The following is a 14,377-nucleotide window of genomic DNA, read 5'->3' as shown; positions in this document are numbered from 1 at the left end:
TGTGATGAAAGGGCGGTGCAAAACTATGAATCCAAAAGTTATCATTTATCTATTATTCTCTTTATTCGTTTTACTAGTAAGCTACGAATCCCAACAAGCCGTAGCCGTAGCGAATCATCATGAAACAGTTAGTCAAGATGAAGCGATTCGTCTTCGTATCCTTGCAAATAGTGATGCGATAAGTGACCAGATTTTAAAGCGTGAAATTCGTGATGAAGTGAACGCTGCGATTACAGAGTGGGTTACAGGATTAATTGATTTAGAAGATGCCAAAAATGAAATCACAAACAATCTTCCTGAAATCGAAGCGATTGTAGCACGTGAATTAGAAAAGCAAGGGTTGAGCCAACAATTTACCGTTTCATTTGATGAAGTTCAATTTCCAACGAAGCTTTATGGAAACTTAGTGTATCCAGCAGGAATGTATGATGCGGTTTTAATTACGCTAGGCGAAGGAAAAGGTGAAAACTGGTGGTGCGTTTTATTTCCTCCGCTATGCTTTTTAGACATGGCAAATGGCGAAGCGGTTGAACCGTCAAGTGATGGATCAACTGATGAGAAAACAGAAGAAGTAGAAGTGACATTCTTTGTGGTAGAAATTTTTTCTTCAATTATTGATAGTCTTTTTGGTAACGATCAGGCATAAATCTTTTCTCCTTGCATAGATATCGAGTAAAGAGCTACACCTAATAGACAAGCTACTAGCAGGTGTACGACTCGAATCGTTCAAGGAGTGGATTAATATGAGTATTGTTGTTAGAAAAGCGGCAACAAAAGATATATTACCTATTCAAAGGTTAGTGGCAAGAGCAGGACTTCATTCTACTGGGATTGAGCACTCAATAAGCCAATTTCTTATTGTGGAAGATGAGGACGAGCAAGTTATTGGAGCAGTAGGAATCGAACAGTATGATGATGTAGCACTGTTACGTTCACTTGTGCTAGATTCACCGATTTGGACGGGAGTTTTAACACTGGAATTTTTACAAGTGGCCCTAGCTTATGCAAAAGACCATGATGTCGAACATGTGTATATGTGTGCAAAATCGGCCTCTCCTTTATTTTACCAATTGGATTTTAAAGAGATTCAAAAAGACCGAGTGCCAAAAGCCATTCAACAATCCACGCATTATCAACAAACGGTGGATAAATCGGTGAGAGTATGGGCATGTGAATTAAACGATTAACATGTGAATAACTAACTTTCAAACAGGTAAAATACGCTACTTATACACAGGTTGTCCACAGCGGTGGATAACTTGTTTTTTGATTTGCGCGAAAATAATTGTCGAATGCTTAGAGAGGGTTCACGTAAAACACACTAAAACCCTTATTTTTACTAGGGTTTAGTCGATTATTGTCGCTTGGTTTGACAAGGGACGACAACCCTTGCAAAATAAAGAAGATAGGGGCGGTGAATCATGAGTTATAAACAGACGAAAGTGTTCAATGTGGATAACATAAATGATGATGATAAAAAACATGAATATATAAGGAATGCTGGCTTGTGGATAAAAAGTGGAGAAGTCGTAGCCTTCCCCACAGAAACTGTGTACGGACTTGGAGCTAATGCCTTAAGCGAGGAAGCGATTGCAAAGATATTTAAAGCGAAAGGGAGACCGAGTGATAATCCACTCATTGTCCACATTTCAAAAAAAGAGCAGTTGGGCGAGCTTGTTACTGAGGTTTCTCGCGCTGCTGAAAAATTAATGGATGCATTTTGGCCAGGGCCGCTAACATTAATTTTTAAGAAAAAAGGATCGATCGCGAAAAATGTGACGGCCGGACTTGAAACAGTAGCGATCCGGATGCCGAGTCATCCAACGGCTCTTGAATTAATTGAAGCTGCTGGAGTACCTGTTGCGGCACCGAGTGCGAATTTATCGGGTAAACCAAGCCCCACTACAGCGCAACACGTCTATCATGACCTACAAGGGCGAATTGCTGCTGTTGTCGATGGCGGAAGTACAGGTGTTGGGCTTGAATCAACAGTACTGGATTGCTCAGTAGACGTACCGATGCTCTATCGTCCAGGTGGAGTTACTGTAGAACAGATTGAAGAAGTGATTGGCGAAGTCGCAGTCGACCCCTCTCTTAAAGATAAAGAAGATACACCGCGCTCTCCGGGTATGAAATACACGCACTATGCACCTAAAGGGAGTCTGACGTTAGTGAAGGACGCATCCAACATTCAACCTCTCTTAAACGAAGCTAGAGGGCAGGGGAAGAGAGTCGGCGTATTGACTACGACAGAGCGAGCTAACCATTACGATGCCGATGCTGTAATTGCTTGTGGCGAGCGAGAGGATTTGGCGAGTGTCGCTACAAAACTTTATGATACGTTAAGACAATTTGATCAAGAAGAAATTGATGTCATTTTCTCCGAAACGTTCCCAAATGTAGGAGTAGGTGTGGCGATTATGAACCGACTTGAAAAAGCAGCTGGCGGAAGAATGATCTGAGTATTAGGTGGAGAGGGAGTTTGAGGGCTTGAGGAGCTCGAGGGTTTCGCTCATATAAAGGCTGGTTGAGGATGGTTCGCACATAAACTCAAAATGGCGCATATATCTTTTTTATTGTGCTCATAAAAGGATCGAACTCGCTCATAAAATGAAATTATCGCTCTTATGTGTAAGCATTTCGCACATAAGAGCTTTTTGTGTTGGGAGCGTGCCGACCAGCCCCTCCCCTCTGCTTTTCTCGTGTCTATTCTTCTTTGGACTTGCATACATTTTAGTAGCATGTGTGGGGAGTGAAGTGTATGCATGAGGTGGTTACATTAGTCATTATGGCTGGGGCGCTAGGAATGGATGCTTTTTCAGTTGCGCTAGGGATGGGGATGCTGGGGTTGCGCTTTAAGCAAATCTTTAGAATTGGAGTCACGATCGGGGCGTTCCATGTCATTATGCCTTTACTTGGGATTGTTACAGGAAAAGTACTGTCATCCTATTTTGGGATGATTGCAACGTATATTGGAGGTGGGTTATTACTTGTGATAGGCATTCAAATGATGATTGCTGCATATAAGTCGGACGATGCCTCACTTGTAAAGCCGATGGGGTGGGGATTGTTTTTATTTGCCGTCAGTGTCAGTTTAGATAGTTTCTCTGCTGGTCTTGGTCTTGGGATGTTAGGTGCAAAAACGTTACTCACAGTTGGAGTAATTGGGGCGATGAGCATGATTCTATCCTGGATTGGCTTGTTAATGGGGAGGAAATTCGGACAATACATTGGATCATTTGGTGAATTAATTGGCGGGTGCATTTTAATTGGGTTTGGATTGAAACTAATTATTCCTATGTGAAAGTAGATGATTAGGCATAGGTCAAACGATTCATATATTTGCCATGAACAGCAATACAGTTTTTAAAATGACTGTGATAAGATGGAAGAGAATAGAGACAATATAGATGATGTGTATAAAATTGGAGAAGTTTAAATGGAAGGAGCAGTCAATATGAGAATAAAAAATATCTTATTTGTTTGTACAGGAAATACTTGTAGAAGTCCACTTGCTGAGGCGCTTTTGCGTCACCGTATGGGAACAGAAATAGAGGTTAAGTCTGCAGGGGTACATGCATTTCCAGGAAGCCCGGCTTCAGAAGGTACAAGGTCGGTGTTAGAAGATAAAGGGATCCAACATTCCCACCAGTCCCAACCTGTGACAAATGACTTACTTGAATGGGCAGACGTCATTTTAACGATGACATCAGGTCATAAGCAGCTCGTATCAAGCCAATTCAGTGAATATCAGGATAAAGTACATACATTAAAAGAATATGTCGGTATTCCGTCGCAAAGAGCGGACATTAGTGACCCGTTTGGTGGATCGTATGAAGAATATGTCAGAACAGCCGATGATATTGAAGAGTGTCTTGATGCTTTAGAGAAACAACTGAAGAAATCATGAGAGGTGGCGCATTGAGGTGGGGGAACGAAAAAAATATCGTGCTAGTATTCGTAAAAAGCTCGTAATTGGAATTAGTGGACTAGCGGTTGTAACATTCGGATTCAGTGCTGTTTTTATCTTTATTTTAGGGAATTTTTTCGAGGGATTATTAGGACTCAACCGTGAAACGATTATCATCCTCACGCTCATAAAAGGAGTATTTTGGAGTGCGGTGTTAGGCTATGTTGCGGCGCCTTTAATTACTAAGCCTTTAAATGAGTTAGAAGTGTCAGCAAGATTGGCAGCAGCAGGAGATATCCATCAAGATGTTTCTGTTTCAAAGTCTGATGATGAACTTCGGGCTCTTGGACTTGCTTACAATGAAATGCTAGGTAGCTTGCGACAAATGGTTCGAGACATTGATGACAACTTTCATAAAACAAATGCCGTTGTTAATGAAATGAATCAATCCTCTGAATTTGCAGCGACAAAAGCAGTTGATATTGGTAAAACAATGGATGAAATTGCTCACGGTGCGGAAAGCTCTGCATATGCAGTGCAGCATACAGCAGAAGCTATGGAAGAAGTTACAAAACTTGCCGTCAATGTGGAAGAAAGGGCGGTAGAGTCAACATCGTCATCAAAACAAATGGTACAAGCTTTAACCGAAAGTCGCCGTGCCATAGATGAACTAGTAAAAGGGATTCATCAACTTGCTTCTGACAATGAAGAGTCAAGAGCGGCAGTTGGACGCTTAGAAGACCAAGCGCGAGAAGTAGGGGAGATCATTAGTCTTGTTGGTGACATTGCTGCTCAAACGAATTTATTAGCTTTAAATGCCTCGATTGAAGCGGCGCGTGCAGGGGAGCACGGAAGAGGGTTTGCGGTTGTAGCAAATGAAGTGCGGAAGCTTGCTGACCAAAGTGCACAAGCGGTGCAAGGGATTTCAAGTTTGATTCACAATATGCAAGAAGAAGTGCAACGAGTCGTGTACCGAATTGATGAGCAGGTGAAGGTTGCCTTTAAGCAAGCGGAACGTGGCAGTCAAACAAACGAAACAATTGCTCTTATGGAGAAATCAGTGCATGATGTGGCTACGGTCATAACCGACATTTCGAACATGACGAAACAACAAATGGAATCGATTCAAGCTACTTCTCAACAATCCCAGGAAGTTGCAGCGATTGCTGAGGAGACCTCTGCTGGCTCAACAGAAGTCACAGCTATGGCAGAACAACAGTCTGAAACGATTCAAAACATGTCAAAGACAGCGCAAATTTTATCAACTCATGCAAACCAATTGAAAGCAACGATCGAAAGGTTTACAATTTAAAGGATAAGATAACACATACGGAATAAAATTAGAAAGCTCCAGTGCCTTCTCTATTTATAAAGAGGAGGTGCTTGAGCTTTTCTTAAAACCATTTAGGAGGCTATGGAAAATGAAAGTAGCAATTGGTTCTGATCACGGTGGAGTAAATATTAAAGAAGAGATTAAACAACAAATGGAAGAAATGGGAATTGAGTTTGATGATGTAGGTTGCGAATGCGATACATCTGTCGATTACCCCGATTATGCAATTCCTGTTGCTGAAAAAGTAGCAAAAGGTGAGGTTGACCGTGGAATTTTAGTATGTGGAACGGGAATTGGAATGTCGATTGCAGCAAATAAAGTAAAAGGGATTCGTTGTGCTCTTGTACATGATACATTCAGTGCAAAGGCTACGCGTGAGCATAATAACAGTAACGTTCTTGCAATGGGAGAGCGTGTTATCGGAGCAGGTCTTGCCCGGGAAATAGCGAAAATCTGGCTTGAAACAGAATATGAAGGTGGACGTCACGAGCGTCGTGTAAGTAAAATTACTGAATACGAAGCATAAAAGGAGTGGCCAAGTGATGGCTGTACACAAAGAAGACATTGTAAGTCAGCTCACTCAAGTACTGAACGATCTGCAAGCGATGATGCCATTAACCGACGAACATTTGTTGGTAATTGGGACAAGCACCAGTGAAGTTGCCGGAGAGCATATTGGATCAAATGGATCACGTGAAATTGCTGATGCACTTTATCAAGCTCTATCGCAATTTCAAAAAGAAACAGGGGCTCAACTTGCTTTTCAATGTTGTGAGCACTTAAACCGGGCGCTTGTTTTGGAAAGAGTTGCAGCACGTGAGCGAGGCTATGAGCCAGTTTCAGCGATTCCTGTTCGTGCAGCAGGCGGGGCGATGGCCACGCATGCTTATGCTAAAATGGATCATCCTGTTTTAGTCGAGTCGATTAAAGCCGATGCGGGCATTGATATTGGAGATACCTTTATCGGCATGCATTTAAAAGAGGTGGCTGTGCCAATTCGTAGCCAGGTAAAGCAAATTGGGCATGCTCATGTAACAGTGGCGAAAACGAGACCTAAATTAATAGGTGGGATTAGAGCGAACTATGCTGTTACGGAAGAACATGAATAATCAGAACTATTTTTAATGAATAGTACGGAATTTAGATCGTTCTTATGTTAGAATGGAATTGAATTTAACATTTGAATCCTAAAAACCGAATGAGTAGGAAACTGAAAGGGGAATGAGGATGGAGACATTAAAGAAGCAAGACCAAAAAGTATTTGAGGCGATTGAGCTTGAATTGGGTCGTCAGCGCGACAAAATTGAATTAATCGCATCCGAGAACTTCGTAAGTGAAGCGGTTATGGAAGCGCAAGGATCTGTTTTAACGAACAAATATGCAGAGGGATACCCTGGACGCCGTTACTATGGTGGATGTGAGTATGTTGATATCGTAGAAGACATTGCGCGTGATCGTGCGAAAGAGATCTTTGGTGCAGAGTATGTGAATGTACAACCTCACTCTGGTGCACAAGCGAATATGGCTGTTTATTTCACGATTCTTGAGCAGGGTGACACAGTACTTGGTATGAACCTTTCTCATGGCGGTCACTTAACTCACGGAAGTCCTGTTAACTTCAGTGGAGTGCAATACAATTTTGTTGAGTATGGTGTAGATGAGAACACGCAACGTGTCGATTATGACGTGGTCCGTGAATTAGCAAAGAAACATAAGCCAAAATTAATCGTAGCTGGTGCAAGTGCTTATCCGCGTGAGCTTGATTTTGAGAAGTTCCGTGAAATTGCTGATGAAGTTGGCGCGTATTTAATGGTTGATATGGCTCATATTGCAGGTCTTGTAGCTACAGGATTACATCCAAATCCAGTTCCTCACGCTCACTTTGTCACAACAACTACTCATAAAACATTACGTGGACCACGTGGTGGAATGATTCTTTGTAAAGAAGAGTTCGGTAAAAAAATTGATAAGTCTATCTTCCCTGGAATTCAAGGTGGCCCATTGATGCATGTTATTTCTGCAAAGGCTGTTGCATTTGGTGAAGCATTATCACCTGATTTCAAAAAATACGGTGAGGCTGTGATCTCAAATGCGAAGCGCTTAGGTGAAAAACTAGTAAGTGAAGGTGTAAACCTAGTATCAGGGGGAACAGACAATCACTTGCTCCTTTTAGACTTACGTTCGCTTAACCTTACAGGAAAAGTAGCAGAGAAAGCTCTTGATGAAGTAGGGATTACAACGAATAAAAACACAATTCCATTTGACCCAGAAAGCCCATTTGTAACAAGTGGTATCCGTATTGGAACAGCAGCTGTTACTTCTCGTGGTCTTGATGGAGAGGCGATGGATGAGATTGGCGCGTTAATTGCATTAACGCTGAAAAACGTTGAGGATGAAGCGAAGCTTGAAGAAGTACGTGAACGTGTAGCGACTTTAACGGCTAAATTCCCAATGTATCCAAATCTATAAAATTAAGAAAGCCCATTCTAGTATGAAGCTAGGATGGGCTTTTTCATGTTTAAATTTTTGAGTAAACAATTAAATATACTACACTTTTGATTATTTAACCATAGACGATAGTCGAAGTTGTGGAAGGTATTTCCTTTTTACGGCGGCAAAATATAAAAAATTACTATAGGTCATTTTGGAATGAGAAGTTGTTATAAATGGATGTGTTTACCAGAATAAATGTTCATGTCAACGAGAAATGTGGACTAGTTGTGCCTATTCGCAAAAAAATCATTGAAATATCTTGAACAGGGTTGAATGGGTGCCGCTTTTTGGGTAGAATTTTCAAGGAGTAAAAGATGGACAATAATCGACAAGAGGGAGTAGCGACCACAAGTTGCATCAAGATCTCTTTTGTTCGCATAAAAAAAGGAGTCGAAGCTGATGAGTAAGGTGTTTGTATTTGATCATCCGTTAATTCAACACAAATTGACGTATATTCGTGACAAAAATACGGGAACGAAAGAATTTCGTGAGCTAGTTGATGAGGTTGCTGCATTGATGGCCTTTGAAATTACACGTGATCTTCCGTTGAAAGATGTTGAAATTGAAACACCGGTTGGACCAGCGCAATCAAAGACAATTGCAGGTAAAAAGCTAGGCCTTGTGCCAATTTTACGTGCGGGTCTTGGGATGGTTGATGGTATCCTTCAGATGATTCCAGCTGCGAAAGTGGGACATGTTGGTTTATATCGTGACCCAGAGACACTAAAGCCAGTAGAATATTACGTAAAGCTTCCAACGGATGTAAATGAGCGTGAATTTATCGTAATTGATCCAATGCTTGCAACTGGTGGATCGGCTGTAGAAGCGATTAACAGCTTGAAAAAACGTGGCGCAAAGACGATTAAGTTAATGTGTCTAGTGGCTGCACCAGAAGGCGTTGAAGTGGTGAAAGAAGAGCATCCGGATGTTGATATTTACCTTGCAGCGCTTGATGAAAAACTTAACGAAAAAGGTTACATCGTACCTGGACTAGGCGATGCGGGTGACCGTTTATTTGGAACGAAATAAGGAACGAAATCTTAAGACCTGAATGCTACGTGCACTCAGGTCTTTTTCGCGTCTTTCATACATGAATTTCCCTTAAATCACTCATACTACATATACGCAAAAAAGTTGGGAGGAGATCGGTTTGCGTTTTATGAGCTGGTTATGCTGCTTGGTGCTGCTGCTATCAGTGGTCCCGTCGGTAAACGCTATGTCATCAGTGTTTCCGGAACGACCGCCGAGTGCGGAGCAACCAGCCGAGGACGAATGGGAGACGACTGTTGTCATTGTTACGGTAAAAGAAGATGTCGATGAGGCAGTCAAAGAAGTAATGGCGCAAGTGCCTTCTGGTAAAGTGCGTAAAACATTTAAACGAATCTATAATGGATTTTCAATAGAGCTCAAAAAAGGTGAGCTTAATCTTTTAAAGAATGTCGAGTCGGTGGAGCGTGTTGATCACCTGGCCAGTTATGAGACGAATCTAGATGGGAGTGTTCCGTTTATTGGAGGCGACCATGTTAGAGGGATGTTCAACCGGGACGGGGAGCGCTTAACGGGTAAGGGAGTCAAAGTGGCTGTTATTGATACAGGGATTGATTATCGCCACCCTGATTTGCAAGGAAATTACAAAGGTGGATATGATGTCGTTGATTATGATGATGATCCAATGGAGACCCAAAGTAATCAAGGCGTTCCAACCTTACATGGCACACATGTTGCTGGCATCATTGCAGCAAATGGTCAGGTGAAAGGGGTAGCGCCTGATGCGGAGATTTATGCCTATCGCGCACTTGGACCTGGTGGGCAAGGAACGACAGAGCAAGTAATTGAGGCGATTGAAAAAGCGGTAGAAGATGGAGTTGATGTCTTGAATTTATCGCTTGGAAATACGGTCAATGGACCAGACTGGCCAACGAGTGTGGCGCTTGACCATGCGGTGGAAGAAGGGGTAGTAGCAGTTACTTCTAATGGTAATAGTGGACCAAAGATGTGGACGGTCGGTTCTCCTGGTACCTCGACAAAGGCGATATCAGTGGGAGCATCGGCCCCTCCGATAAAAACGCCATATGCAACAGTGTTTGGCGATGATACGGAGCTAACGTTGTTTCCAATGGGAGGAACAATGCCTTGGGCGCTTAAGCGAGACTTTCCAATCGTGGATGGAGGTCTTGGTACAAAAGAGGATTTAGCTGAGCTTGAGGTAGAGGGAAGTGTGCTGCTTGTAAAAAGGGGACTCATTCCATTTACCGAAAAAGCGCATAATGCCAAAGCCGCCGGTGCAAAAGCGATGATTATCTACAACAACTTACCAGGAGCGTTTGTGGGAGTGGTTGAAGGTGGTGTCAAGCTACCTGTGGTAAGTGTCACTAAGGAAGACGGGGACTGGCTTATTGATAAATTGAAAGAGGCACATGATGATTTATCTCTTAGAACTATTTATAGAGAGGAAGAAGACTTTATCGCACCATTTAGCTCGCGGGGGCCGGTTACACAAACATGGGAAGTAAAGCCTGACCTTGTTGCTCCGGGAGTATCAATTGATAGTACAGTGCCAAAAGGATATCTTGGGTTAAACGGTACAAGTATGTCAGCTCCGCATGTTGCAGGTGCTGCGGCTCTTCTTAAACAAGCTCATCCTGAGTGGTCGCCTGAACAAATTAAAGCGGCTTTAATGAATTCGGCTAAAAAACTTACATCACCTGAGGGTGAGAGGTATTTGCCACATGAACAAGGGGCGGGTAGACTTCAGGTCGATAAAGCCCTTGAATTAAAGACACTTGTCTATCCAGGAGCTGTGACATTTGGGAAGTGGACGCGTGAAGATCCGAGGGAGAAACGAGAAATTACCTTTACCATTGAAAATCACGATCGTGTTGCGAGGACGTATCATGTCACTCCGCCTTTTGAAGCACCTGACGGATTGCAGTGGGAGGTCCCGTTTGCTACAACGCTTAACCCAGGCGAGAAGCGTGAAGTAGTAGTGGAGCTCGATATGCTGCCGTCTGTTTTAGCAGAAGGTATTCATCACGGTGACATCTTAATCGAGGGAGGACGAGAAACGATCTCTGTTCCTTATGTGTTCTTTATTGAAGAGCCAGATTACCCGCGTTTGATGGCATTCAATTTTGGACAAGGGGATGAGAAGGGTACGTATCGATATGAGTTGTATTTGCCTGGTGGAGCGGAAGAGTTTGGAATTGTCTTGTATGATCCTGACACATTTGAATTTGTCACCTTTTTAGACAGTAAAAAAGACATAGGTCGCGGGATGGTAGAAGGTACACTAGAAAACATTGATCTCTCAGAAGGTGTCTATAAAGCCTTAATTTATGCAGTGAATGATGGGCAAGAGGATACCATTGAGGCGTGGATTACAATTGGAGAAGAACTTCCTCCGAAAAGTCAAGGAACTGAGTAAGAAGAGTGCGTGCACTCTTCTTTTTTTAGTGGGGAGGGGAGTCGGACGATAAACGACACTTCCTTACATTTTCTACAAGTATTCGCGTGTAACCCTTCCTACCCATTAATAAAATACTTGTGCCATTTTCTTACTCAAATATGTATAAAACCCTCTAAAAATGTGGAATATGACAGAAGTGTGAACAAAGGAAGATATCGACAAATCTCTTTTTTTTTAGTCGGAAAACACATTGACACATACTTTTGGCTATTGTACGATTACAAAGGATATGATGATAAGGTTTACATACGAAAAGTGAAAAGGTTCAAAAAGCTCTGGAAAAGCTTGAGGGGAGCGGTGTTCATGTCTACTGGAAAACGCAACCCATGGCGCGCGATGGCGCTTGTTTCAATCATCTCATCCTATGTCGTAGGAGGAGTAGTTGCAGGTGTGTTTACCGGGTTATGGCTTGGGAATCAATTTGGTGCTAAACCAGTTTTCCTCATAGTATCTATCCTCATTGGTTTGGGCGTAGGTTTTTATGGCGTAATGAAGACAATTGAACCGTTCTTAGGAGACGATGAGTAATATGACTTCACTAGAAGGAAAAATGAGACAACAAACGATCATTACTAGTATTTTACTGGTCTTGTTTCTCATAGGTTACCTCGTCACCCCGTTCAGCAAGCAATTCCTCGGCCTACTTTTAGGTCTTTCCGTTAGTTTTCTTAATCTTTGGACAACCTATCGCAAGGCACAAGTCGTTGGAATGGTTGCCGACAGAAGAAGAAAACAATCATTTCTTCCATTTATCCTTGCAGGGTTCGGTTTTGGAATTCGCATTATTCTGACGATTTCTGCGGTTTATTTGGCCCTTATCTATCCAGATATGTTAGATGTTATTTCAGTCATTGCAGGGCTTGCCCTGATCTATGTCATTATTATCCTTGATATGCTAGTTCAATTTGTGAGAAAGAGGTGAACTCAATATGAATGATCATGTAGCGCCTATACGAGAGTTTATGGGGCTGAGCTTCAACATGTCCACGGTGCTAATGACCACAGTGGCGTGTCTGATTGTGTTCTTGATCTGTTTTATCGGAACAAGGCGTCTCGCTATGCGTCCTTCTGGAATGCAAAACTTTCTAGAGTGGGCAATTGATTTCGTCCGTGGAATCGTTAAAGCGAACATGGGCTGGAAGGTCGGTGGACAATTCATTGCACTCGCCTTCACCTTACTATTTTATGTGTTCGTTGCAAACATGCTCGGGTTACCATTTGAGCTATACAACCCGAATACGCACGAAGTTTGGTGGAAATCACCAACATCTGATCCAGTCTTAACCTTGACAATGGCGGTGTTAGTCGTAGGGCTGACTCACTATTATGGGATTAAGATTCGCGGAGTTGGCGAATACATGAAAGATTATATCCGTCCTGTACCATTCTTATTACCATTTAAAATTATTGAGGAGTTTGCTAACACGTTAACTCTTGGTATGCGTCTATTTGGTAACGTATATGCAAAAGAAATCTTAATGATTTTACTTGTAGGTTTAGGGACATCAGGTTTACTTGGAATGTTTGGGGCATTCTTGCCGCTGATTGTGTGGCAAGCATTTGGTATGTTTATCGGTGCGATCCAAGCGTACATTTTTGCCATGCTAGCGATGGTTTACATGGCACACAAAGTAGAAAGTCACTAATTTTGGAACAACGCTTTGGACAGGCTAGCTTAGATGCTTTTAGGTTGGACAAGGCAATTAAATAAAAACTATTAAGTATACAATAGGGAGGAAATTTATCATGTCATTATTAGGCGCTGCAATTGCAGCAGGTTTAGCAGCGGTTGGTGGATCAATCGCAGTAGCAATTATTGTAAAAGCAACACTTGAGGGCGTAACTCGTCAACCAGAACTTCGTGGTACACTTCAAACTCTAATGTTTATCGGGGTTCCTCTTGCTGAGGCCGTGCCGATTATCGCAATCGTTATCTCTTTCTTATTACTATTCTCATAATAAGATACGCACGAACAGTATTTTCATTGTGCATAAAAATGGCGACAGTGTTCTGTTTGAACCTGCGCCATTCCTTATGTACGACTAACAGATTAGCCACAATCATCCATCTATAAGGATGCCGAAATACGTTTTTAGTTATTATTTTTCACGTCCAAGAAAGGAGTGAATCCACGTGGGTTTCGATAATATTAACTGGGGATCAGCCATTTATCAACTTATCGCATTCTCAACGCTTTTATTCTTCCTTAGTAAGTTTGCCCTTAAGCCACTTATGGGAATCATGGAAAAGCGTGAGCAGATCATCAATGATCAAATTGATACTGCAGAGAAGAACCGTAAAGAATCTGAAGCATTTATCGCTGAACAACGCGCAGAGCTTGAGCGCGCACGTACAGAAGCTAATGAAATTATTCAAAATGCGAAAAAACTTAGTGAGCAACAAGGTCAAGATATCGTAAAAGCAGCACGTGACGATGCGGAGCGTATTAAGGAATCAGCTGTAGCTGAGATCCAACGCGAGAAGGAACAAGCAGTTACTGCCCTTCGTGAGCAAGTTGCGAGTCTATCTGTGTTAATTGCAACTAAAGTGATTGAAAAAGAACTTGATGCAAAAGAACAAGAAAAGCTTGTACAAGAGTATCTTAAAGAGGTAGGCGAGGAGCTATGAGCAACCAAGCAGTAGCAAATCGTTACGCATATGCCCTTTTTCAGCTTGCAGAAGAAAAAGGCATTCTAAATGAAGTTGCACAAGAAATGGAGCTTGTAAAGGAAGTAGTTAACTCAACTCCTGAATTCTTACAATTTCTTGGGCACCCGAAAGTGACGGCAGATAAGAAGCGTGCGTTCATTGAAACAAGCTTCAAAGGGTCGTTAAGCGAAACAAGCCTTCACACGTTACATCTATTAATAGAAAACAAACGTATTGATAGTCTTGTGGATATGATTAATTCATTTAAAGGCATGTCTTATGAAGCACAAAACATGGCTGAGGCAATCGTATACTCTGCAAAACCACTAACTGGTGAAGAACAAGCGCAAATCGCAGAAATCTTCGGCAAAAAAGTGAACAAGGCAAAACTTCTTGTGACAAATGTGGTAAATAAAGACCTTATTGGCGGACTCAAGATTCGTATCGGAGACCGCATTTATGACGGCAGTGTAAAATCACAGCTAGATCGCTTAGAGCGTCAGCTTATTGCCGGTACACGTTAGT

At 42.2% G+C, this 14,377-nt stretch carries 17 protein-coding genes; all 17 read left to right on the top strand.

What is annotated here, in order from left to right; translation table 11 throughout:
- Positions 1-25 precede the first annotated feature (25 nt).
- The 17 genes from spoIIR (at position 26) to RYX56_RS09035 (ending at position 14,376) form a co-directional block, all read left to right on the top strand.
- Positions 26-646, top strand: a complete 621-nt coding sequence (gene spoIIR / locus RYX56_RS09115; RefSeq protein WP_317121750.1) for a stage II sporulation protein R — start codon at positions 26-28, stop codon at positions 644-646.
- 97 nt (positions 647-743) lie between these two features.
- Positions 744-1,187, top strand: a complete 444-nt coding sequence (locus RYX56_RS09110; RefSeq protein ID WP_317121749.1) for a GNAT family N-acetyltransferase — start codon at positions 744-746, stop codon at positions 1,185-1,187.
- A 234-nt stretch (positions 1,188-1,421) separates the two neighbouring features.
- Entirely contained in the window at positions 1,422-2,462 is a 1,041-nt protein-coding gene (locus RYX56_RS09105) for an L-threonylcarbamoyladenylate synthase (protein ID WP_317121748.1), read from the top strand.
- A gap of 299 nt (positions 2,463-2,761) precedes the next feature.
- Positions 2,762-3,304 (top strand): manganese efflux pump MntP, encoded by a 543-nt coding sequence (locus RYX56_RS09100; protein ID WP_317121747.1) that lies wholly within the window; start codon positions 2,762-2,764, stop codon positions 3,302-3,304.
- Positions 3,305-3,457: 153 nt separating this feature from the next.
- Positions 3,458-3,910 (top strand): low molecular weight protein arginine phosphatase, encoded by a 453-nt coding sequence (locus RYX56_RS09095; RefSeq protein ID WP_317121746.1) that lies wholly within the window; start codon positions 3,458-3,460, stop codon positions 3,908-3,910.
- Between the two features lie 16 nt (positions 3,911-3,926).
- Positions 3,927-5,222, top strand: coding sequence for a methyl-accepting chemotaxis protein (locus RYX56_RS09090; RefSeq protein ID WP_317121745.1), 1,296 nt, complete (start codon positions 3,927-3,929; stop codon positions 5,220-5,222).
- Between the two features lie 109 nt (positions 5,223-5,331).
- A complete protein-coding gene (rpiB, locus tag RYX56_RS09085; RefSeq protein WP_317121744.1) occupies positions 5,332-5,769 on the top strand; it encodes a ribose 5-phosphate isomerase B in 438 nt (145 codons plus the stop codon).
- 16 nt (positions 5,770-5,785) lie between these two features.
- A complete protein-coding gene (locus RYX56_RS09080) occupies positions 5,786-6,352 on the top strand; it encodes a TIGR01440 family protein (RefSeq protein WP_317121743.1) in 567 nt (188 codons plus the stop codon).
- Positions 6,353-6,470: 118 nt separating this feature from the next.
- Positions 6,471-7,712 (top strand): serine hydroxymethyltransferase, encoded by a 1,242-nt coding sequence (glyA, locus tag RYX56_RS09075; protein WP_317121742.1) that lies wholly within the window; start codon positions 6,471-6,473, stop codon positions 7,710-7,712.
- Between the two features lie 423 nt (positions 7,713-8,135).
- Positions 8,136-8,765 carry a uracil phosphoribosyltransferase gene (upp, locus tag RYX56_RS09070; RefSeq protein WP_317121741.1) on the top strand — a complete coding sequence of 210 codons (630 nt, stop codon included), beginning with the start codon at positions 8,136-8,138 and terminating at the stop codon, positions 8,763-8,765.
- A gap of 130 nt (positions 8,766-8,895) precedes the next feature.
- A complete protein-coding gene (locus RYX56_RS09065; RefSeq protein WP_317121940.1) occupies positions 8,896-11,160 on the top strand; it encodes a S8 family serine peptidase in 2,265 nt (754 codons plus the stop codon).
- Positions 11,161-11,505: 345 nt separating this feature from the next.
- Positions 11,506-11,730 carry an AtpZ/AtpI family protein gene (locus tag RYX56_RS09060; protein WP_317121740.1) on the top strand — a complete coding sequence of 75 codons (225 nt, stop codon included), beginning with the start codon at positions 11,506-11,508 and terminating at the stop codon, positions 11,728-11,730.
- A complete protein-coding gene (locus tag RYX56_RS09055) occupies positions 11,723-12,124 on the top strand; it encodes an ATP synthase subunit I (RefSeq protein WP_317121739.1) in 402 nt (133 codons plus the stop codon). The genes RYX56_RS09060 and RYX56_RS09055 overlap by 8 nt, the downstream gene beginning before the upstream one ends.
- A 7-nt stretch (positions 12,125-12,131) precedes the next feature.
- Positions 12,132-12,848 carry a F0F1 ATP synthase subunit A gene (atpB, locus tag RYX56_RS09050; protein ID WP_047973268.1) on the top strand — a complete coding sequence of 239 codons (717 nt, stop codon included), beginning with the start codon at positions 12,132-12,134 and terminating at the stop codon, positions 12,846-12,848.
- A 100-nt stretch (positions 12,849-12,948) separates the two neighbouring features.
- Complete coding sequence (gene atpE, locus RYX56_RS09045) at positions 12,949-13,161, top strand: F0F1 ATP synthase subunit C (RefSeq protein WP_022629366.1); 213 nt, start codon at positions 12,949-12,951, stop codon at positions 13,159-13,161.
- Positions 13,162-13,336: 175 nt separating this feature from the next.
- Positions 13,337-13,831, top strand: a complete 495-nt coding sequence (gene atpF / locus RYX56_RS09040; protein ID WP_047973267.1) for a F0F1 ATP synthase subunit B — start codon at positions 13,337-13,339, stop codon at positions 13,829-13,831.
- Entirely contained in the window at positions 13,828-14,376 is a 549-nt protein-coding gene (locus tag RYX56_RS09035; RefSeq protein WP_317121738.1) for a F0F1 ATP synthase subunit delta, read from the top strand. Before atpF ends, RYX56_RS09035 begins: the two co-directional genes overlap by 4 nt.
- Position 14,377: the final 1 nt, after the last annotated feature.

This window comes from Alkalihalophilus lindianensis, from assembly GCF_032843265.1.
GTDB classification, from domain to species: Bacteria; Bacillota; Bacilli; order Bacillales; family Bacillaceae_D; genus Alkalihalophilus; species Alkalihalophilus lindianensis.
Note: the sequence above shows the minus strand (reverse complement) of the source record. Positions and strands in the feature narration are given on the sequence as shown.

Coding starts and splice junctions, on each gene's coding strand:
- spoIIR (WP_317121750.1), top strand. CDS start 26: ATGAATCCAAAAGTTATCATTTATCTATTATTCTCTTTATTCGTTTTA.
- RYX56_RS09110 (WP_317121749.1), top strand. CDS start 744: ATGAGTATTGTTGTTAGAAAAGCGGCAACAAAAGATATATTACCTATT.
- RYX56_RS09105 (WP_317121748.1), top strand. CDS start 1,422: ATGAGTTATAAACAGACGAAAGTGTTCAATGTGGATAACATAAATGAT.
- RYX56_RS09100 (WP_317121747.1), top strand. CDS start 2,762: ATGCATGAGGTGGTTACATTAGTCATTATGGCTGGGGCGCTAGGAATG.
- RYX56_RS09095 (WP_317121746.1), top strand. CDS start 3,458: ATGAGAATAAAAAATATCTTATTTGTTTGTACAGGAAATACTTGTAGA.
- rpiB (WP_317121744.1), top strand. CDS start 5,332: ATGAAAGTAGCAATTGGTTCTGATCACGGTGGAGTAAATATTAAAGAA.
- RYX56_RS09080 (WP_317121743.1), top strand. CDS start 5,786: ATGGCTGTACACAAAGAAGACATTGTAAGTCAGCTCACTCAAGTACTG.
- glyA (WP_317121742.1), top strand. CDS start 6,471: ATGGAGACATTAAAGAAGCAAGACCAAAAAGTATTTGAGGCGATTGAG.
- upp (WP_317121741.1), top strand. CDS start 8,136: ATGAGTAAGGTGTTTGTATTTGATCATCCGTTAATTCAACACAAATTG.
- RYX56_RS09065 (WP_317121940.1), top strand. CDS start 8,896: ATGAGCTGGTTATGCTGCTTGGTGCTGCTGCTATCAGTGGTCCCGTCG.
- RYX56_RS09060 (WP_317121740.1), top strand. CDS start 11,506: ATGTCTACTGGAAAACGCAACCCATGGCGCGCGATGGCGCTTGTTTCA.
- RYX56_RS09055 (WP_317121739.1), top strand. CDS start 11,723: ATGAGTAATATGACTTCACTAGAAGGAAAAATGAGACAACAAACGATC.
- atpB (WP_047973268.1), top strand. CDS start 12,132: ATGAATGATCATGTAGCGCCTATACGAGAGTTTATGGGGCTGAGCTTC.
- atpE (WP_022629366.1), top strand. CDS start 12,949: ATGTCATTATTAGGCGCTGCAATTGCAGCAGGTTTAGCAGCGGTTGGT.
- RYX56_RS09035 (WP_317121738.1), top strand. CDS start 13,828: ATGAGCAACCAAGCAGTAGCAAATCGTTACGCATATGCCCTTTTTCAG.